This is a genomic window from Anaerospora sp. (assembly GCF_032013335.1).
Lineage (GTDB): Bacteria > Bacillota > Negativicutes > Sporomusales > DSM-15969 > Anaerospora.
Window position 1 is genome coordinate 144,729 of the sequence record NZ_DALZUO010000002.1, and the last position, 19,888, is coordinate 164,616.

Annotated in this window: 18 protein-coding genes and 1 other annotated feature; all 18 genes read left to right on the plus strand. The window is 45.3% G+C overall.

Annotated elements, in window-relative coordinates; translation table 11 throughout:
* The first annotated feature begins 107 nt into the window (after positions 1-107).
* The 18 genes from lon to RTR76_RS02775 all read left to right on the plus strand — a co-directional run bounded on the left by lon (position 108) and on the right by RTR76_RS02775 (position 19,883).
* On the plus strand, positions 108-2,420 hold the full coding sequence (gene lon / locus RTR76_RS02690) for an endopeptidase La (RefSeq protein ID WP_396144119.1): 2,313 nt from the start codon (positions 108-110) through the stop codon (positions 2,418-2,420).
* Positions 2,420-3,049: a ribosome biogenesis GTP-binding protein YihA/YsxC gene (yihA, locus tag RTR76_RS02695; RefSeq protein ID WP_312516762.1), complete on the plus strand. Its 630-nt coding sequence runs from the start codon at positions 2,420-2,422 to the stop codon at positions 3,047-3,049. The genes lon and yihA overlap by 1 nt, the downstream gene beginning before the upstream one ends.
* An 89-nt stretch (positions 3,050-3,138) precedes the next feature.
* Positions 3,139-3,591 carry an AsnC family transcriptional regulator gene (locus tag RTR76_RS02700; RefSeq protein ID WP_312516443.1) on the plus strand — a complete coding sequence of 151 codons (453 nt, stop codon included), beginning with the start codon at positions 3,139-3,141 and terminating at the stop codon, positions 3,589-3,591.
* Positions 3,592-3,622: 31 nt separating this feature from the next.
* Positions 3,623-4,099, plus strand: coding sequence for an AsnC family transcriptional regulator (locus RTR76_RS02705; RefSeq protein WP_312516764.1), 477 nt, complete (start codon positions 3,623-3,625; stop codon positions 4,097-4,099).
* A 301-nt stretch (positions 4,100-4,400) separates the two neighbouring features.
* A complete protein-coding gene (locus RTR76_RS02710) occupies positions 4,401-5,474 on the plus strand; it encodes a ferredoxin oxidoreductase (RefSeq protein WP_312516444.1) in 1,074 nt (357 codons plus the stop codon).
* Between the two features lie 22 nt (positions 5,475-5,496).
* Positions 5,497-6,267, plus strand: coding sequence for a thiamine pyrophosphate-dependent enzyme (locus tag RTR76_RS02715; RefSeq protein ID WP_312516448.1), 771 nt, complete (start codon positions 5,497-5,499; stop codon positions 6,265-6,267).
* Positions 6,268-6,270: 3 nt separating this feature from the next.
* Positions 6,271-7,020: a 2-oxoacid:acceptor oxidoreductase family protein gene (locus RTR76_RS02720; protein ID WP_312516450.1), complete on the plus strand. Its 750-nt coding sequence runs from the start codon at positions 6,271-6,273 to the stop codon at positions 7,018-7,020.
* Between the two features lie 11 nt (positions 7,021-7,031).
* Entirely contained in the window at positions 7,032-7,280 is a 249-nt protein-coding gene (locus RTR76_RS02725) for a 4Fe-4S binding protein (protein WP_312516452.1), read from the plus strand.
* Positions 7,281-7,341: 61 nt separating this feature from the next.
* Entirely contained in the window at positions 7,342-8,310 is a 969-nt protein-coding gene (locus tag RTR76_RS02730; RefSeq protein ID WP_312516454.1) for a polyprenyl synthetase family protein, read from the plus strand.
* Positions 8,311-8,323: 13 nt separating this feature from the next.
* The gene (locus tag RTR76_RS02735) at positions 8,324-9,106 is read left to right on the plus strand and encodes a FadR/GntR family transcriptional regulator (protein WP_312516456.1); all 783 of its coding nucleotides are present in this window, start codon (positions 8,324-8,326) and stop codon (positions 9,104-9,106) included.
* A gap of 228 nt (positions 9,107-9,334) precedes the next feature.
* Positions 9,335-10,990 (plus strand): lactate permease LctP family transporter, encoded by a 1,656-nt coding sequence (locus tag RTR76_RS02740; RefSeq protein ID WP_312516458.1) that lies wholly within the window; start codon positions 9,335-9,337, stop codon positions 10,988-10,990.
* Between the two features lie 200 nt (positions 10,991-11,190).
* Complete coding sequence (gene tatC, locus RTR76_RS02745; RefSeq protein WP_312516460.1) at positions 11,191-11,970, plus strand: twin-arginine translocase subunit TatC; 780 nt, start codon at positions 11,191-11,193, stop codon at positions 11,968-11,970.
* A 70-nt stretch (positions 11,971-12,040) separates the two neighbouring features.
* Positions 12,041-12,258, plus strand: a binding site (T-box leader).
* Positions 12,259-12,294: 36 nt separating this feature from the next.
* Positions 12,295-14,949: a valine--tRNA ligase gene (locus tag RTR76_RS02750; RefSeq protein ID WP_312516766.1), complete on the plus strand. Its 2,655-nt coding sequence runs from the start codon at positions 12,295-12,297 to the stop codon at positions 14,947-14,949.
* Positions 14,949-16,265: a folylpolyglutamate synthase/dihydrofolate synthase family protein gene (locus RTR76_RS02755; RefSeq protein ID WP_312516462.1), complete on the plus strand. Its 1,317-nt coding sequence runs from the start codon at positions 14,949-14,951 to the stop codon at positions 16,263-16,265. The genes RTR76_RS02750 and RTR76_RS02755 overlap by 1 nt, the downstream gene beginning before the upstream one ends.
* Before the next feature lie 52 nt (positions 16,266-16,317).
* On the plus strand, positions 16,318-17,550 hold the full coding sequence (locus RTR76_RS02760; protein WP_312516464.1) for an O-antigen ligase family protein: 1,233 nt from the start codon (positions 16,318-16,320) through the stop codon (positions 17,548-17,550).
* A 197-nt stretch (positions 17,551-17,747) separates the two neighbouring features.
* Positions 17,748-18,113, plus strand: coding sequence for a DRTGG domain-containing protein (locus RTR76_RS02765; protein WP_312516466.1), 366 nt, complete (start codon positions 17,748-17,750; stop codon positions 18,111-18,113).
* The gene (locus tag RTR76_RS02770) at positions 18,106-18,534 is read left to right on the plus strand and encodes an anti-sigma regulatory factor (RefSeq protein ID WP_312516468.1); all 429 of its coding nucleotides are present in this window, start codon (positions 18,106-18,108) and stop codon (positions 18,532-18,534) included. Before RTR76_RS02765 ends, RTR76_RS02770 begins: the two co-directional genes overlap by 8 nt.
* A 17-nt stretch (positions 18,535-18,551) precedes the next feature.
* Positions 18,552-19,883: a [Fe-Fe] hydrogenase large subunit C-terminal domain-containing protein gene (locus RTR76_RS02775; RefSeq protein WP_312516470.1), complete on the plus strand. Its 1,332-nt coding sequence runs from the start codon at positions 18,552-18,554 to the stop codon at positions 19,881-19,883.
* The last annotated feature ends 5 nt before the right edge of the window (positions 19,884-19,888 follow it).

Below are 19,888 nucleotides of genomic sequence, written 5' to 3' on the forward strand. Positions count from 1 at the left end.
TCTTTTATTAGCGAAGAAAAGGGATTTTGCTATCTTGCTAAGAATATTTATAAATAGTAACGCCAAACTAAGACTGACATTGTGCATTCATAAGGAGGTTCCCTATCGTGTCTAAAAAACGCTTAATTCCCTTATTGCCATTGCGCGGCATATTGGTTTTTCCATATATGATTATTCACCTGGATGTAGGTCGCGAAAAATCGATTAGTGCATTGGAAGAAGCAATGGTCCATGATCGCTTGATTATGTTGGCCAGCCAAAAAGATGCCCAAAATGATAAACCCCTCCCGGAAGATATTTTCTCGACCGGAACTGTTGCTGAAATTAAACAATTGCTTAAACTGCCTGGTGGTACTATCCGCGTATTAGTAGAAGGCTTGCATCGGGCTAAGATTGAAAAGTTTATTGAGCTTGATCCTTACTATCAAGTAGAAGTAAACGAGTTTGAAGAGATGGAAGGAAAGACCCCCGAAGTAGAGGCTCTCACTCGTTCTGTTATTCACCAATTTGAGCAATGGGTGAAATTAAGCAAGAAGATTCCTCCCGAAACCTTGGTTTCGGTGGTTACTGTGGAAGAGCCTGGCCGGCTCGCCGATCTGATTGCCAGTCATTTATCCTTGAAGATTGAAGATAAGCAAGCCCTGCTTGATGCTATCACGGTAAAAGACCGGCTGGAGAAGCTGTGCGAAATAATTGGCCGTGAAATGGAAATTCTTGAGCTGGAAAAGAAAATAAATGTTCGCGTTCGCAAGCAGATGGAAAAAACGCAAAAAGAATACTATCTGCGGGAACAGCTAAAGGCAATTCAAAAAGAACTTGGCGATAAAGATGATCGTATGGCGGAAGTCGATGATTACCGCCAACGGCTGAAGGAACAAGCTCTGCCCAAAGAAGTGGCAGAAAAAGTCACTAAGGAAATCGAACGATTAGAGAAAATGCCGCCGATGGTAGCAGAAAGTGCTGTTATACGTACTTATCTGGACTGGTTATTAGCGCTGCCCTGGAGCAAAGAGACAACAGACCGCTTGGATGTAAAGCTGGCGGAAGATACCTTAGATGAAGATCATTATGGGCTAGGCAAAGTGAAGGAACGGATTTTAGAGTATCTTTCCATCCGTAAACTGACACAAAGCATGAAGGGGCCGATTTTGTGCCTTGTGGGGCCGCCTGGTGTCGGTAAAACTTCCTTGGCTCGCTCCATTGCCCGTGCTATGGAGCGGAAATTTGTTCGTGTTTCACTTGGCGGCGTAAGAGATGAAGCCGAGATTCGCGGGCATAGGCGCACTTACGTTGGTGCATTGCCGGGGCGTGTCATTCAGGGAATGCGAACCGTCGGTTCCAAAAACCCCGTATTCTTATTAGATGAGATCGATAAGATGAGTTCTGATTTTCGCGGTGATCCATCGGCAGCGTTGCTTGAGGTGCTTGATCCGGAGCAGAATAACACCTTCAGCGACCATTATGTGGAAGTCCCTTTTGATTTGTCACGTGTGCTTTGGGTGGTAACGGCCAATGTTATGCACAATATACCGCGCCCCTTGCTTGATCGCATGGAGATTATTTCTATTCCTGGGTACACGGAAGAAGAAAAAGTGCAGATTGCCAAGCGCTATTTGATTCCGAAGCAAGTGCGTGAACACGGACTTACGGATAAGCAGGTCGTATTTACCGAAGGTACTGTCCAAAAAGTAATTCGCGACTATACACGGGAATCGGGAGTGCGCAATTTGGAGCGCAGTATGGCTACGCTCTGCCGGAAAGTGGCGCGTCAAATCGTACAGAATGAGCGTACCAGCATTAAAATTACGACGCAGAATCTGCATACGTTCCTTGGTGCTCCGAAATATCGCCATGCGCATGCTGAGAGCAATCATCAGATTGGAGTATCTACCGGCCTGGCCTGGACTGAAGTTGGCGGCGATGTTCTGGCAACAGAAGTATCCATTATGAAAGGGAAAGGCAAGCTTACGCTTACTGGTCAATTAGGAGAAGTCATGCGTGAATCTGCGCAGGCTGGTTTTAGTTATATCCGTACCAAAGCAAGCGACTTAGGCATTGATCCTGAGTTTTACGAGAAGACTGATATTCATATTCATCTTCCCGAAGGAGCGATTCCCAAAGATGGTCCTTCTGCCGGAATTACGATGGCAACGGCAGTAGCCTCTGCATTAACAGGCAAAGCAGTTCGGGCTGACCTGGCGATGACCGGTGAAATTACGCTTCGCGGTCGCGTATTGCCTGTTGGTGGGATTAAAGAAAAAGTATTGGCTGCTCATCGGGCTGGTATTAAGAAAATCATTCTTCCTCAGGAAAATAAACGCGATTTAGATGAATTGCCAGCAAATGTTAAACGAAGTTTAGAATTTGTGCTTGTTGAGCACATGGATGAAGTTCTTAAGAATGCATTGGTGGCTGAATGATGAATGGATCCGATGTTTCAAAACTTCATATATTAAATGCTAAATACCTGGCCTCTGCAGTACGCCCCGATCAATATCCACCTGGTGACGTGTTTGAAGTAGCGTTTATTGGACGCTCTAATGTGGGCAAATCTTCATTGATTAACTCATTGTGCCGTCATCGGGGCTTAGCGTTAGTTAGCGGCAGACCGGGAAAAACACAAACAGTAAATTTCTTTTCCGTTAATACTAAGCTGGATGATGAACAGCGCATGGAATGGTTTCTAGTTGATTTACCCGGATACGGCTATGCTAAAACGGCAAAATCTAATAAAATGCAATGGTCTAAGTTTATCAGTCAATATATAACAGAATCACCGCGTTTACGCTTAGTCTGCCAGTTGATTGATATTCGCCATGAGCCCATGGACAGTGATAAAGAGGCCTACAAGTGGCTTAGCCAGGGGCCGGCACCCGTGCAGCTGGTTGCTACTAAAGCCGATAAGCTTAACCGGTCGCAAATTAAGAAAAACACCGATACTATTGCTAAACAATTAGGTGCTTCAGGCGGCATCATTCCCTACTCGGCATTAAAGGGCGATGGCCGCAATGAGTTACTTGACGCAATTGCCAAAATTTTGCTACAATAATGATAAATGGCAGGTGACAGCGCCAGCTGTTACCTGCTATTTGTATAATCGGTACCTTTATTCTAATAATGAAAGGCAGTGAACTATGCTTGCTAACTTCATTTGATAAGGCGCTGCTGAATATTGTGCAGACAGATTTGCCTCTTACCAAACGGCCATTTGCTGATTTAGCTGCGCGGCTGGACGCCGAAGAGGCGACGGTATTAGAGCGTTTGCGCTATCTAAAGGACAATGGCTATATTCGCCGGATGGGTCCTTTTTTTGACTCCAACAAGCTTGGCTACCTAGGTACGCTGGTGGCTGCGAAGGTAGCACCGGAGAAATTGGCGGAAGTTGCACGGTTTATTAATGAGTATCCAGGAGTTACACATAATTACGAGCGTGAAGGAGAATTCAATCTCTGGTTTGCGTTGTTAACACCGGATCTTTGCCTGCAGGAACAAATTATAGCCGTTATTCAAGAGCAGCCGGGAGTTCAACGGATTATTAACCTTCCTGCAACGAAGAAGTATAAAGTCAGTGTTCAGTTTAGACTGGAATAATAGTCGTAATGAGTCAAGGTAGGTGTTGTATTTGTTAGATGCTTTGGATAAAAAGATCATTGCTGCCATGCAAGAAGAGTTTCCATTGACAGAAGAACCCTATCGTGTACTTGCTGATACATTACAGATCAGTGAAGATGAATTAATGGAGAGGCTGCAAAATTATAAGCAGAATGGCCAGATGCGCAAGCTGGGCGCCGTACTCAAGCATCGCGAAGTCGGCTATGCTGCAAATGCACTGTGTGCCTGGGTGGTACCGGTTGAGCAGCAGGATGATATTGGTAAAATGATGATTGATCATCCGGCGGTAACCCACTGCTACGGCAGGCAAGTCTCTGAGGGGTGGCCTTATAATTTTTATACAATGATCCACGCCCATACGCGCGAAACCTGTTGTTCGATAGCCGCTGAACTTTCGCAAAATGCGCAGATCCCCGAATATACCATGCTGTTTAGTACAAAAGAGTGGAAAAAGACAAGTATGCGTTATTTTCAGGAAACAAAATAAGAACGATGAAAGGGAGACTACCTCACTAATGCTTGAGGCAGTCTCTCTTTTTCTCTCTGCATTTTTTCGTGGTGACAGGTGGGGACGTTCCTTTTTTGTCATAAAGTTGACAAAAAAGGAACGTCCCCACCTGTCCATAAGAAGGACTTGGTGTAAACGAAGTCCTTTCTAATGCTCAAATGTATTTACTGGGATTTAAATGGATAGCCTATAAATTGCCCGGAAAAAATAGGTGTATAAAGACTGGCCGGAATGCGCTTGTTTTTATAGTAATGGCCTAAATTTATAGGAGGGTGTTTGTATGGCTGAAGTGTCACTAAAAGGTGAACAGAGAGTATTTATGACAGGTAATGAAGTCGTGGCCTGGGCGGCTGTAGCCGCAAAGGTTGACATTATCTATGGCTACCCCATTACACCGCAAAACGAAATTATGCACTATTGGACAAGGCTGGCTCCCAAGTATGACAAGAAGTTCTTGCAGACAGAGGATGAGATATCTGCAGGCTTTGCTACGCTTGGAGGAGTTCTTGCCGGCAGAAAGGCCTTTACTGCATCAGCTGGTCCAGGAAATGTATTGATGCAGGAATCAGCTAGTATGGCTGAGATGATGCGTTTGCCGATTGTTTATGTTATCCAGCAGCGGGGTGGACCTTCAACAGCTACTGTCATTTACGCACAGCAGGAGGTTACCCTCACGACCTTCGGCGGTAATGGGGAAGGCCACCGTATTGTCTATTCAACAGCAACACATCAGGAGATATTCGACTATACAATTAAGGCCTTTAATGTAGCTTGGACCTATCGTTTTCCTACTTTTATTTTAGGTGATGGTTATCAGGCTAAAATGAGAGAGCCGTTGACCATGTATGATCCCGAAGAAAGAGGCATTAAGCTGGTGAAGCCGGAGCCGATTATTGGGGATACGACTGCAGGCAAGAAATTTAAGCACTTACGCAATACATATAATACGGAAGATGAATTGTATGATGTGGTAATGTCCAATCAGCGGGACTGGGAAGCAATGGCGCCCGAGGTGATTGAGTGGGATGAAAAAGGCTGTGACGATGCTGAAGTTATCCTGCTAACCCATGGTATTGTATCCCGCGCTGCTAAAGGGGCGTACGACCAACTGCGGGCACAGGGCAAGAAAGTCGGTTTCTTCCGCCCGATTACACTGCGGCCTTTTCCGGATGAGCAGCTCAAAAAGGCGATTAAAAATGCTAAAAAGCTATTTATTGCCGAATCAGCATATGGGCAATTGGTCAAACTTGTACAAAATGCGCTGTACGGCAGCACAATAGAGATTGTTCCGATGCTGCGGCCGGGAGTCGGAATTACTACGGAAGAAATTATTGACGAATATAATAAATTGTAAAGTTGCCGAAGGAGGAAACGCTATGCAGGAAGTTAAAAAAGATCATGTTCTCCAGCCACCCATGCCTTCATGCTGGAATGAGGAAACCAAACCGCATAAATTCTGCCCGGGCTGTGGACATGGTATTATCCTAAAGGCTTTAGGTGAAGCGATTGATGAATTGGGGATCAAAGACAAGCTTGTTTATGGCTGTGACATAGGCTGCTCATTACTGGCCTGGGATTTCTTTGCTGTTGACACCGTACAAACCCACCATGGCCGTACTACCCCGGTTATTACCGGCATTAAGCGGGCAAACCCGGAGGTTATTGGGGTAGCGTATATGGGTGATGGCGGTGGCTATGCAATTGGCTCACAGCATTTATTCAATGCTGCTGTCAGAAATGAGAAGATTACCGTCATTTTATGCAATAACTGTAATTATGGAATGACTGGCGGGCAAATGGCACCAACGACCTTGCCTGGCATGAAAACAGAAACAACACCATACGGACGCGACACAGAGCAAACGGGTCAACCGACGAAAGGGCCTGAAATGGTTGCGGCAGTCGCTCCTGAGGGGGCATATGTTGCCCGTGGCACTATTGCCAATGTACGTCAGTTAAAAGGCTTTCTCAAAAAAGCACTGGAGAATCAAATTGCCGGCAATGGATTCTCTTTTGTCGAAGCCTTAGCCTCTTGTCCTACTAATTGGCGGACGAATGCTAAGCAAACCTGGGATTTTGTAGAAAAAGATATGCCTCAGTATTTTAAAGTTGGTGAACTGCGTACGCCGCAGGCAAAGGAGGGCTGATGTATGACAAAGGTCATTAAAATTGCCCTGGCCGGCGAAGGTGGACAGGGAGTACAATCGATTGCCGAAATTCTGGCAGAAGCTGCCAATGAAGAAGGAAAGCAGGCGCTTTATATTCCCAATTTCGGCGTAGAGCAGCGGGGCGGAGTATCCATAGCATATGTCCAGATCAGTGACGGGCCGATTGGTGCTCCTAAGTTTCAAAAAGCAGATATTCTTATTCCTCTTAGTCCGAGAGCCGTAAACCGGACCAAAATACATGCTGGTGCAAACACCGTTTATATTTATGACAATTCCCTCATTCAGGAGGGCGAAGTAAACGATAATATCGTTGGATTACAGTATTTTGATGTGACGCCACCCTGCCCCACGGCAGGGATGCCGGGCGCTCCCGAGACGACTGTTGAGCGGCCTAATCAGGATTTGCAGCAGGAGCTGATCGCGGGAGAACCTAAAACCTGTTCATTTACCAAAGAAGGGCCGGGAATTAATCCCTCAGAGGTACCCAGTGAGGTTAAGCGGGTCATACCCATTCCGGCAAATGACATTGCTAAAGAGGAATTTCATCCGCGGGTATTCAACATGATTATTCTTGGCGCCGTTATTGCCGCTACCGATGTACTGCCGCTGGAATCCATTAAGCAGGCATTGGAATCAAAGCTAGGCGACAAATTTAAAGCGAATCCCGATTTGCGGAATATGAATTTTAAGGCATTAGAGCGGGGTTATGACATTGTGAAGGGCTCGATGTAGGAGGGTTTGAAATGGGGAAAACAAATTGGGTTTCATCCAGCTATGAGAATGCTAAGGGAAGCTGGTCCATTTTTCCGGGGCTGTGCAAAGGCTGCGGATTGTGTATTGAGAAATGTCCGGTAAAGTGTATCAGCTGGTCCGATGATCTGGGCGTATATGGTACGCCGCGCGTGCAGGCTGATATGGAGAAATGCATCGTATGCGGCATTTGCCAAATGGTCTGCCCCGACTGTGCTATTCGAGTGGAAAAGAAGAAATAGTAGACGATGCTCGGAGAATCGTGTATTATAGAGAAAGAATTCCGATAAAGGTGATACGATAGTGAGGAATAGCTCTATTTTTGCGATGGTGACAGGTGATTTGACACTTGTCGAAGCTGAATTACTTTCTGTAATACAAACTCCGGTTCAAATGTTAGCCGATATTAGCGTACATCTTACTAAGGCGGGAGGCAAACGCTTGCGGCCCGCCTTATATTTATTGTGTGCTAAACAGGGGCTTTCGAGCAGCAATGATAAAATTTCCGTAGCAGTAGCCATTGAACTGATTCATATGGCTACTTTGGTTCATGATGATGTTATTGATAATGCCGCTACACGGCGAGGAATTGCGACTGCCAACGCGCAATGGGGAAATCATGCATCCGTACTATCAGGTGACTATCTTTTTGCAAAAGCGTTTTCAATGGTTGCCGCTAAAGGAAATAATGAAATCTTGCGCATCTTGGCGGATATTATTAGTTCCATGTGTGAAGGTGAGATTGTTCAAATTAAAGAGAGCTTTAACCCAGACCAGTCGGAAGCTGATTATTATGATCGCATAGCGAAGAAGACGGCTGATTTCATTGCCGGCAGCGCCCGCATGGGAGCAATTACGGCGGGTATGTCTGCAGCAGATACGCAGGCTCTCCATGATTATGGATATGCTCTCGGAATGGCTTTTCAAATTACAGATGATATTCTTGATTTTACTTCTTCTGTGCAGCAGATGGGGAAACCGGCTGGTAATGACTTGCGTCAAGGTATTATTACACTGCCGATTATCCATGCGTTACGGGATCGTACCTCCGGGCAGCAGTTAAGGGAGATTATCCTGCGGCGGCAGATGAATGAAGCAGATCTAGAACAAGGTTTGTCGATCGTTCACAATGCGGGATCAATTGAGTATTCTTATAGCCAGGTTGCCCGCTATCTACAACAGGCACAAGATGTCCTGCCCCGCTCGCTTAACGAACCAGTGAGGGCAGCTTTGCTGGAGATGGCTGCTTTTGTGGGAAAACGTAACTATTAACCGTGGAGGCGACATGTTTAAGCCGGTTAAAACAACTAAAATATATGAAGAGATTATTCAGCAAATAAAAAAGCTGATTGTTGACGGCAAATTGCAGCCTGGTGATAAACTGCTTTCTGAGCGGGAACTGTCAGAAAAGATGGCGGTCAGCAGGCCGTCTGTCCGTGAAGCCTTTAGTGCGCTGGAAATGATGGGAATTATTGAGATACGGCCTGGTGAAGGAAGCTTTGTCCGGCAAATATCCTATGAAGGAATGCTTGAGCCGCTTTCGTTTCTGCTTCAGGTTGAAATCGATGATATCCTTCAGCTCCTTGAAGTCCGAAAAATACTGGAAATTGAAACTGCCGCACTCGCGGCAATTCGCGCGAGCAGTGATGATATAAAAGAGCTGGCGCAGGCATTGGATACAATGAAGGTTCAGGTTGGGGAAGGTGAAATTGGTGATGGCAGTGATGCTGCCTTTCATTTCACGATTGCCCGGGCGTCCGGCAATGCCATCCTTGTTCGCGTAATGAACAGTATATCTGACTTAATGACAAACACCTTTAAAACTGCACGGCAAAAGCTGTTTTTAGTAGAAGACATGCCGGACATTTTATATCATTCACATGAGTTGATTTTTACAGCAATAGCAGGTCATAATCCGCAATTGGCCCGCAGGTATATGCGTGAGCATTTAATATTGGTTGAGGATGTTATGAAGGGCTTGAAGACTGGCGGCATGACGTCAGTGAAAAAAATGAAAAGAATTGGCCCGGAACACGAAATCACCAAGGATTTTGGCTTTCCCTCGTAGAATAAGTGTACAATATTACAACTTATCTCTAAGACAGAGGGAAAGTTATTTTTTTCACAATAAAAATTCAGAATACTCTGACTTATGTTACTTATTTCACATACTTATCACATTGTGTTATGAGAATGGTATATTTTTCACAAAGTGTCAGTATTTTTTGGGGGAGGTGATAGAAGCGTAGCAGGTAGTTTAGGTAAAGGTCACTAACATTGCAAAGGAGTGTATTAAATGACGTGGGTCCAAGAGTATAATCCGCTTGGTAATATCGGTCTTTCTGCGCTGGTTGCTGCTATTCCGCTGTTCTTATTATTATATATGCTTGGAGTTAAGCGGGTTAAAGGTCATATTGCAGCTGCAGCTGGAGTGACTTCGGCTGTATTAGTAGCAATAGTAGTCTGGAATATGCCAATCAGCTTAGCAATCAGTGCGACGCTTAATGGAGCTCTTTATGGAATTTTTCCTATCGTGTGGATTGTAGTTACTGCTATTTGGGTCTACAATATGTCAGTTGAGTCAGGAGAATTTGAAATCATTAAGAATTCCCTAGCTTCCATTACGGATGACCGGCGTCTGCAGGCGTTATTTATCGCCTTTGCATTCGGCTCTTTTATTGAAGGGACAGCAGGGTTTGGTACACCTGTAGCAATTACTGCCGCCATGCTGGTAGGGTTGGGCTTTAACCCTGTATATGCGGCAGGCATTTGTTTAATAGCGAATACTGCACCGGTTGCCTTTGGTGCTATTGGTATTCCTATTGTAGTTGCAGCTCAGGTATCGGCTCTGGATATTATGAAAATCAGTCAGGTTGTTGGGCGCCAGCTGCCGTTTCTTTCGCTGATTGTGCCATTATGGCTGGTTGTTACGATGTGTGGCTGGAAGCGGGCTATGGAAGTTCTTCCCGCTGTTCTTGTTGCTGGTATCTGTTTTGCCGGCACACAATTTTTCACATCGAATTATGTCAACGCATATTTGCCGGACATTACGTCCGCAATTGTCACTATAGTCGGGCTGCTTGTTTTCCTGAAGTTCTGGAAACCGGCTAAGGTGTGGCATTTCCCGGATGAAAAACCTGCTGCAGGCGGCAAAGTACAGTTAAAGTACTCGACAGGCGAAGTATTGAGAGCCTGGGGTCCTTATTTGATATTAGCCTTATTGGTATTCTTATGGGCCGATGATAAGTTCTTAAAATTCAAACTCACTTTATTGAAAATCGATCAGTTAAATCCCTTATTCCTAATCTCGTGGCCCGGACTTGACGGCCTCATCCAGAAAGCTCCCCCTGTAGTCGCTAAGGTAAGTGCATATCCGGCGAAATACATGGTTAATCTCCTGTCTGCTGCCGGAAGTGCTATCTTTATTTCGGGGCTGTTATCGGTATTGATTATTCCTAATTATAGTTTTGGCAGAGCATTTAACTGTCTTGGACGTACCATTGTGCAGCTGAAGTTTCCCATTGGTACGATTGCGATGATCTTGGGATTAGCCTATATCATGAACTATTCTGGCATGAGCTCAACTCTCGGTCTGGCTTTTACGGCCACTGGTTCCATGTTTCCTTTCTTTGCGCCTATCCTGGGCTGGCTGGGTGTATTCCTTACCGGTTCGGATACATCGGCGAATGCCTTGTTCGGTTCTATGCAAAAGACTGCAGCCGAGCAGATTGGCGTGGACCCACACCTGACTGTTGCTGCTAACTCATCAGGTGGTGTTACTGGCAAGATGATTTCTCCCCAGAGTATTTCGGTAGCAACTGCTGCAACCGGGTTAGTGGGTGAAGAAGGCACAATCTTCCGGTTTACAGTACTTCATAGTTTGGCGATGTTGTTATTTATGTCGGTGCTTACCTTACTTCAAGCTTATGCTTTACGCTGGATGCTGCCTTAACAAGGCGGAGAGATAACAGTCTGCCGGGTCTAATAGCCCGGCAGACTGTTTGTTTTTTCGAGCTTTGGTGTACCTACGAGCTTTTGTCAGAATTGTTTTTTACATGACCGGCAGGTATAATAGAAGAGAGCAAGAACAGTGTTTTTTATGCTGCCAGTAGCAAGTACGCTGTAGAAGTGAAAAAAAGTGAGGATACTATAATGCCAGAAACGATACCGCCAACTGCTTCCGAGGATTCGTCACGTCAGCTTGTTGCTGTTTCAGAAGCACCGGCTGAAGAAGTTAATGAAGCGGAAATGTCCTTAATTGATCATTTGCAGGAACTTAGACGCCGTTTAATTATTTCTATTATTGCCGTTGTCATATGCAGCGGTATTACCTACTTTTACTCAGAAGAACTGATTCATTTTATTACGGCACCAGCAGGTAAACTGTATTATATGAATCCGGCTGAAGCTTTTTTCACCTATTTAAAAGCCTCTTTTTTTGCGGGCCTGCTTTTAGCTTTGCCTGTGGTTTTGTACCAGCTATGGGCATTTATTTTACCGGCTCTTACCAGGCAGGAGCGTAAGGTTTCTTTTGTACTGGTGCCTTCATCAGTATTGCTGTTTTTTACGGGTCTGGCTTTTTCTTATTTTTTCGTTTTACCTGCAGGTATTAAGTTTTTTGTTGGATTTTCTACTGCTGAGTTACAGCCGCTCTTTTCGATAGGCCAATACTTTTCCTTTGTAGTCTCTTTCTTACTGCCCTTTGGAGTTGTTTTTGAATTGCCATTATTTTTGGTTGTTTTAGCTAAAATGGGAGTGATCACATCAGCGTATCTGATCGGTAAGCGAAAGATGATGCTAGTCATGTCTTTTGTTGTGGGAGCGGTCATCTCGCCTACTCCGGACGTTTTTTCGCAGACAATGATCGCCATTCCAATTCTTGTATTGTATGAGCTTAGTATTTTATTGGTAAAATACATATTGGGCAAATAATAACTGCTGCTGGAGATGGACATTCTTGACATAAGAGTTATGAATTGGTATGATAATGCCAATATAATAAAAAACGGCAATGACAGGAAAGAGTAGCGGCATACTCCCTCAGAGAGAGCGTCTCCCGGCTGAAAGGGCGCTTGGGAAAAAAGATGCTGCCAAGTCGTCCTTGAGCTGACAGGCTGAATGTAAGTAGGTTTGTCCGTAGCCGGCACGTTACGCCGTATGAGAGCCTGCTTATGCAGGAATATAGGTGGTACCACGGAAGCAAACTCTTTCGTCCTAATCAGGATGGAAGAGTTTTTATTTTAGGAGGAATTGATGATGGCTGATAATAATATTCCAACTGTTTACGATCCGCAGGCGGTTGAAGCTAAATGGTATAAGTTTTGGGAAGAGCATAATTTGTTCCATGCAGAGGTGGAGCCCGATAAAGATCCTTTTAGCATCGTTATTCCGCCGCCCAATGTTACCGGACAGTTGCATATGGGGCATGCTCTTGACAATACTCTCCAAGATATTCTTATTCGTTTAAAAAGAATGCAGGGCTATAACACACTGTGGATGCCAGGTACAGATCACGCTGGTATCGCAACACAGATTAAAGTAGAAGAAATGCTGCAGAAAAACGAAGGCTTAAGCCGCTATGATATTGGGCGGGAGAAGTTTATTGAACGCGTCTGGGAATGGAAGCACCAATATGGTGCACGCATCAGCGATCAGCTGAAAAGTCTGGGCGCCTCCTGTGACTGGAGCCGTGAGCGTTTTACAATGGACGAAGGCTGCTCGAAGGCTGTTCGTGAAGTATTTGTAAGCCTGTACGAAAAGGGCCTGATTTATCAGGGAAACCGTATCACCAACTGGTGCCCACGCTGTAATACCGCACTTAGTGATATAGAAGTGGAACATGAAGAAAAACCAGGTAATTTATATCATGTTCGCTATCCGGTAGAAGGAAAAGACGGCGAGTATGTGACTGTGGCTACTACAAGACCGGAAACAATTCTGGGGGATTCAGGGGTGGCTGTTCATCCCGACGATGAACGCTATTCGCGTTATGTCGGACATTACCTCATTTTGCCTTTGGTCGGACGGCGCATTCCTATTGTGGCTGACGAATACGTAGACCCTGCTTTTGGAACAGGTGCAGTTAAAGTGACTCCTGCTCATGATCCAAACGACTTCGATATGGGACTCAGACATAAGCTGGAGCAAATCGTCGTCATTAATCCTGACGGAACAATGGCCGCCGATACCGGTAAATATGCAGGGCTGGATCGCTATGAGTGCCGCAAACAACTGGTAAGCGATCTAAAAGAGGCGGGGAATCTTGTTGCTGTGGCTGAGCATACGCACTCAGTCGGACATTGCCAGCGCTGCACGACTGTTGTTGAGCCGTTAGTATCCAAGCAGTGGTTTGTCAAAATGGAGCCGCTGGTTAAGCCGTCAATAGAAGCAGTCACATCTGGCAGAATTAAATTTGTTCCTGAGCGCTTCACGAAGATATATATTAACTGGCTGGAAAACATTCGCGACTGGTGCATTTCCCGTCAGATTTGGTGGGGGCATCGTATACCTGCCTGGTATTGTGAGTGCGGTGAAACAATCGTTTCCCGTGATGCTGTTGCCGCCTGTCCAAAATGCGGTGGCAAAGTAGAACAGGATGCCGATGTACTTGATACTTGGTTCAGCTCAGCTTTATGGCCGTTTTCGACAATGGGATGGCCTGACAAAACGCCGGAGCTGGCACAATTCTATCCTACAAGTGTACTTGTAACCGGTTATGATATTATCTTTTTCTGGGTTGCCCGCATGATTACAATGGGGCTTGAATTTCAAGGTGAGATTCCCTTTCATCATGTCTTTATCCACGGCTTGATTCGCGATCCTCAAGGTCGTAAAATGAGCAAGTCCTTAGGCAATGGGATTGATCCCTTGGAAGTGATTGAAAAATATGGAGCCGACACGCTGCGCTTTACACTTGTAACCGGTAATACGCCAGGCAATGATATGCGCTTCTACTGGGAACGGGTAGAGTCGAGCCGTAACTTTGCCAATAAGATATGGAATGCATCCCGGTTTGTATTAATGAATCTCGAAGATTTTAAACCGGAGCAGCATTCGTTTCCGACTACACTGACGCTGGCTGACCGATGGATCTTGAATCGTTATGCTCACACCGTCAGTGAAGTAACGCGTAATATTGATAAGTTCGAGTTAGGTGAAGCTGCGCGTTTGGTTTACGAATTTATCTGGAACGAGTATTGCGATTGGTATATCGAGTTAGCAAAAAATCGTTTGTATAATAAAGAGGATGTCCAAAGCCGTGCTGCCGCTCAATATATTTTATGGTATATATTATCAAACACACTAAAACTCTTACATCCGTTTATGCCTTTCATTACTGAAGAGATCTGGCAGGCTCTGCCCCATGACGGGGAAAGTATAATGACGGCCGGGTGGCCTAAGCTGCAGCCTGAACTTCTGGATGAGGCCGCAGAGCAGCATATGATGACAATTATGGAAGCCATCAAGGCTATCCGTAATATGCGAGCCGAGGTAAATGTTCCGCCTGGCAAAAAAAGCGAAGTGATACTTCAAGTGGTTGCTCCCGAATTAATGACGGTGGTAGGGCAAAATGAACAATACTTTAAATCTCTTGCGGCTGCTGAAAGCGTTATGCTGCTTAACCGTAGTGCCGATAAACCGGAAAACGCAATGACAGCTGTAGTCAGCGGTATTGAAATTTATCTGCCGCTGAAAGGTCTTATTGATATAGAGAAAGAGACAGGAAGATTGAATAAAGAATTAGCTGTTTTGGATAAAGAGATTGCCCGGATTGTATCGAAGTTATCTAATGAGGGCTTTATTGCGAAAGCTCCTCCTGAAGTAATCGAGAAGGAGCGGGCAAAGGAACTGGAGTACCGTGAAAAACAGAGCGCAATCAATGAACGCCTGCAATATTTAGCCAGCTTATAATGATGGAAATGACGTATGAACAAGCACTTCTTTACTTGGAGTCCACTGGTAAATTCGGCATCAATCTAGGACTAAAACGCATTGAAAAAATGTTGGAGCTTATGGGCAATCCTGAGCGATGCTATAACACTGTTCATATTACCGGGACAAACGGCAAAGGTTCAACAACGGCAATTACTGCGGCTATTTTACAAGCTAGCGGCATTAAGACAGGCATGTATACTTCGCCTCATTTAATTGAGTATACAGAACGCATTGTAATTGACGGGCATCCTATTACGCAGCAGGAATTTGGGCGGATTGTTGCCTATACTAAGCAGTTTATCGAGCAAATGGTAACAGAGGGATGGGAACATCCTACGGAATTTGAAATTTTGACGGCGGCAGCATTTCATTGTTTTGCTGTTGCCGGCGTGGAGTATGCTGTAATTGAAGTGGGTTTAGGAGGCTTGCTGGACTCAACCAATGTAATTTTGCCGCAAGTGTCCGTTATTACGAATGTTACGCTTGAACATACCGATCGCTGCGGGACTACTGTCACTGAGATTGCCGGTCATAAGGCTGGCATTATTAAAAGCGGGATACCTGTAGTTACCGCGGCTGTCGGGCCGGCACTGGAAGTAATCCGCAGTCGGGCGGCAGCTGAGAACGCCCCTTTATTTGTAATGGATAGTGATTTTTCAGGTGAACGGCTGGCTGGAGAGAATGGTTTGCAGCAAGTGACAGTACGAACCAAGCTGTATGGTGACAATGCTGACTTGCCGCTTACGTTAGCAGGCCGTCATCAAGCCGCCAATTGTACTGTTGCCGTAATGGCTGTTAAAATCCTTGCGAGAAAAGATAGGCGAATAACGGATGAAGCGATTGCCAGAGGGGTAGCTGGTGCTGTCTGGCCCGGGAGATTTGAATTATTCATAGGGCAGCCGGTCATAATAATTGATGGAGCCCATAATGCTGCCGGAGCACAAGCTTTAAGACAAACGCTTGATGAAGTATATAGCGGCCGGCGGATAACCTTTGTACTCGGCATACTTCAGGATAAAGATATTTCCGGTATAACAAATACGTTGATTCGTCCCGACGATGAGGTTATAACAGTTGCTCCGCTTTCTGTACGGGCTGCTGATCCCAGAGAATTAGCTGCTGCTATTACAGCAAGCCGGATCGAAGCAGCATCAACTGTGGAAGGTGCAATCAGCAAGGCTGCGGATTGGGCGGGACAAACGGGAGTTATCTGTATTTGCGGTTCTTTATATTTAGTAGGTACGGCTAGGAATATTATCCTCAGTAGACAAACTACCGTCCCAAGGGTATAATAAATATGGTCTGTTAAACAGGCACGTTACAGAAAATGAACAAGGTGAACTTGTGCGAACATTATTTCAGCCAACCTCAACGCAATATCATTTAAATTATTTAATAGAGCACTGCATTTTTGCGGTTGCCTTTTTTTTGCCATTGTCATTAGATGTTACTAGTATTTTTCTTTCTGCAGGCTGTTTGCTATGGTTTGGCAAAATGGCAGTTACGCGGCAAATGAATTTAAAGCGTACACCTTTTGACGGGGCTGTTATTGCACTGGTCGTTTTATCGGCCGCATCAGTCCTGGGATCGCCGGACCGCGGCTTTAGTTTCTACAATTATTATCATTTGATGGGAAGATATATTATTGTATATTACCTGGTTATTAATAATGTACATTCCTTAGAACAGGTGAAACGCTTGGTATACTCCTTACTTGCATCGGCGTTAGTCGTCGCTGCCTATGGCTTTTACCAATACATACATGGCATGGATATTTCGGCGTTTGAATGGGTAGATGGCGAACAGTTTCCTGATTTGAAGGTGCGGATTTTTTCAACATTAAAAAATCCCAATCTGCTGGCAGGGTTCTTGGTTGTCATCATGGCACTGGCAGCCGGGCTGGGACTATGCAGTGACAAGCTGCTCTATAAATGCGGCCTGCTTAGTTTGGTGCTTATTTTAGGCTGCTGTCTGGTATTGACCTATTCACGCGGTGCCTGGCTCAGTGTTCTGGCTGTTTGTGCAGCTTACGGCGTACTATATAACCGGAAGATTTTTTGGGTGCTGCTCACGGTGCCGCTGTTAATTATTTATGGGTACGATGGTGTAATGGACCGGCTGGCTTCCATTATCAATCCTACTGACACATCGTCTACGCTGCGACTGGCCTTATGGGAAAGTACAGTCGCTATGATTATGGATAAGCCAATCTTAGGTATTGGCTGGGGAGCGTATTGGCTGGTTTATCCGGAATATGACTTTTTCGTGCAAAATACGGCAACTACGATCTTTCATGCTCACAATATGTACTTGCATATTGCGGCGGAAATCGGCTTGCCTGGGCTAGCGGCTTTTCTGGTCATCATGTATGGTCATGCCCGCTTAGCCTTATCCGTAGTGGCTGAGACATCCAATCGCTGGATCAATGGTTTAATGCTGGGGGCAGTATCGGCTTTGCTAGGCTTGGCAGTAAGCGGTTTTACAGATTATGTCATGTATAATATTCAAATGTCGATGCTCTTTTGGCTGCTGAACGCCTTAGTCGTTACTGTTTGGCAGGCCAAGTACCGTTATTAACTGGGGTCCTGGTAAAAAACAAAAATAATCTTGCTGATAAGTGATTTGCCGGCAGGGATTTTCTAAGTTTTTTCGAATATTATTCAGTAAATATAGGAACAAAAAGCTTGTGGGGCCTTTAGCCCCGCTAATTTTTTGTCCAAAATATTGTGAAATTTCGTACAAAGTAAAATTCTCCATTAGGAGGTGGTACTCCGGTGAAGTTATTTGATATACAGGCGGCGCTTAAAGCGGAAGTTTTAATAGGCGCAGAATGGTTGCACAGAGATGCAAACGGTGCCTGTGGTGCAGATTTAATGAGTGATGTTTTGGCCTTTACAAAGGAACGGGCAATTTTATTGACAGGGTTAACCAATGTACAAGTGATTCGAACTGCCGAAATAAGCGATTTGGTAGCCATTATTTTTGTAAGAGGCAAGCGCCCTGGCAAAGATGTGATTCAAATGGCGGCAGAAAAAGAAATTCCTTTAATGGTATCGGAATATCCACTGTATGAGGCCTGTGGATTGTTGTATCAACAGGGCTTGCCCGGATGCTCGCGCCAGGTGGCATATTGTGAGTAATGAACAGGCAATTGCGCTTGAGTTTCCTCTTGAAGGAGCGAATTTTGATATTGCAGGTGAAGCCTCCAGCAAGATAAAACGGGTACTACAACAGATTGGAGTGAAGGCGGATGTAATCCGGCGAATTGCTATCAGTTCGTATGAAGCGGAAATGAATGTCATTATCCATGCGAAGCAAGGGCAGTTACGCGTGTGGATATATTCAGACAGGACTAAAGTGATTGTAGAAGACGAAGGGCCTGGAATCGCTGATGTAAAGCAAGCTATGGAAGAAGGCTATTCAACTGCGCCTGATCATATCCGTGAGTTAGGCTTCGGCGCAGGAATGGGATTGCCGAATATGGCCAAGTGTGCGGATGAATTTGATATATATTCTGTAGTGGGAACAGGGACTAAAATTACTATGGTTATTCGCCATTAGAATGTGTGGTGCTTGCTGTGTCTGAATGCTTTCACTCGGTTCGCTTAATTGCCAACCGCTGTCAAGGATGTGTTAATTGCATAAAGAGGTGTCCTACGGAAGCTATCCGTATTCGCAGTGGTAAGGCTCGCATTATAGAGGCTCGCTGTATTGATTGCGGGGAGTGTATTCGCTGCTGTCCCAGTCATGCTAAAACTGCAGTGACTGATTCACTGGCAGACTTAGAGCATTTCCGATATAACATTGCACTTCCGGCACCTTCTCTGTATGCGCAGTTTCCGGTTGAATATCCCATAGAAAGCATTCTATGCGGGATATTGAATATCGGCTTTGATGAGGTATTCGAAGTCGCCCATGGAGCAGAAATTGTATCGCTGGCAATACGCGATTACCTACAGCGAAGTGATATACCACGGCCAGCTATTTCTTCTGCCTGTCCGGCTGTGGTACGGCTTATTCAGGTAAAATACCCTGAATTAATTAGCCATTTGGTTCCCATTGATGCTCCCGTAGAGGTTGCTGCCCGGATTGTGCGGGCAGAAGCGGCGCAGAAGCAAAAGCTTGATCCGGAGGAAATTGGTATTTGGTTTATTTCGCCCTGTGCGGCCAAAATGACTGCCGTGCAGCAGCCCTTGGGTTCGGAGAAATCCAATATCACCGGAGTGATTGGTATTTCTAAGTTATACAGTGCGCTGCTAAAGGCGCTTCCAAAGGAGGGCCAGCATTCCCATTGCAAGCGAGCGTCCTGGATAGGTGTCGGCTGGGCAATGGCTGGTGGGGAAACGACGGCGGTAGAAGCCTCAAATGCCCTGGTTGTCCATGAAATTCACAATGTAAATGAAATGCTCGAACAAGTAGTGATGGGGAAATTGGCTGGTATTCAATATATCGAAGGATTAGCATGCTCGGGGGGCTGCATAGGTGGTCCTCTGACGGTAGAAAACCGGTTCGTGGCAGAATACTGCATGCAAAAACGGGCAAAGCGTATGGCTGAGGAAGATAAAATAAGCGGTATCCTTCCACACCAGGCTTATCTGGAGTCACAACTCGGCGTGGATGAACGCAGGGCAATTGAGCCCCGGCCTATTTTGCGCCTTGATGAAGATATCTTCAAAGCTATGTATAAAGTAGAAATAATGGAAAAAACGTTGGAAACATTGCCTGGCTTAGACTGTGGTTCCTGTGGTTCTCCCAGTTGCAAGGCTTTAGCTGAAGACATCGCACAAGGCAGTGCTACAGAAGCCGATTGCGTATTTAAACTCAGGGAACATGTACGTGACTTAGCGAAAGAAATGGTAAATCTTGCGGAGAAACTGCCTCCGCCTCTCGATAAGGAACCAAAAGAATAAAGAGG

Bases quoted from the DNA above. Each gene is read 5' to 3' on its own strand.
- RTR76_RS02715 (WP_312516448.1), top strand. From the start codon at position 5,497: ATGCAGGAAGTTAAAAAAGATCATGTTCTCCAGCCACCCATGCCTTCA.
- yihA (WP_312516762.1), top strand. From the start codon at position 2,420: ATGAATGGATCCGATGTTTCAAAACTTCATATATTAAATGCTAAATAC.
- RTR76_RS02720 (WP_312516450.1), top strand. From the start codon at position 6,271: ATGACAAAGGTCATTAAAATTGCCCTGGCCGGCGAAGGTGGACAGGGA.
- RTR76_RS02710 (WP_312516444.1), top strand. From the start codon at position 4,401: ATGGCTGAAGTGTCACTAAAAGGTGAACAGAGAGTATTTATGACAGGT.
- RTR76_RS02725 (WP_312516452.1), top strand. From the start codon at position 7,032: ATGGGGAAAACAAATTGGGTTTCATCCAGCTATGAGAATGCTAAGGGA.
- RTR76_RS02740 (WP_312516458.1), top strand. From the start codon at position 9,335: ATGACGTGGGTCCAAGAGTATAATCCGCTTGGTAATATCGGTCTTTCT.
- RTR76_RS02750 (WP_312516766.1), top strand. From the start codon at position 12,295: ATGGCTGATAATAATATTCCAACTGTTTACGATCCGCAGGCGGTTGAA.
- tatC (WP_312516460.1), top strand. From the start codon at position 11,191: ATGCCAGAAACGATACCGCCAACTGCTTCCGAGGATTCGTCACGTCAG.
- RTR76_RS02735 (WP_312516456.1), top strand. From the start codon at position 8,324: ATGTTTAAGCCGGTTAAAACAACTAAAATATATGAAGAGATTATTCAG.
- RTR76_RS02755 (WP_312516462.1), top strand. From the start codon at position 14,949: ATGATGGAAATGACGTATGAACAAGCACTTCTTTACTTGGAGTCCACT.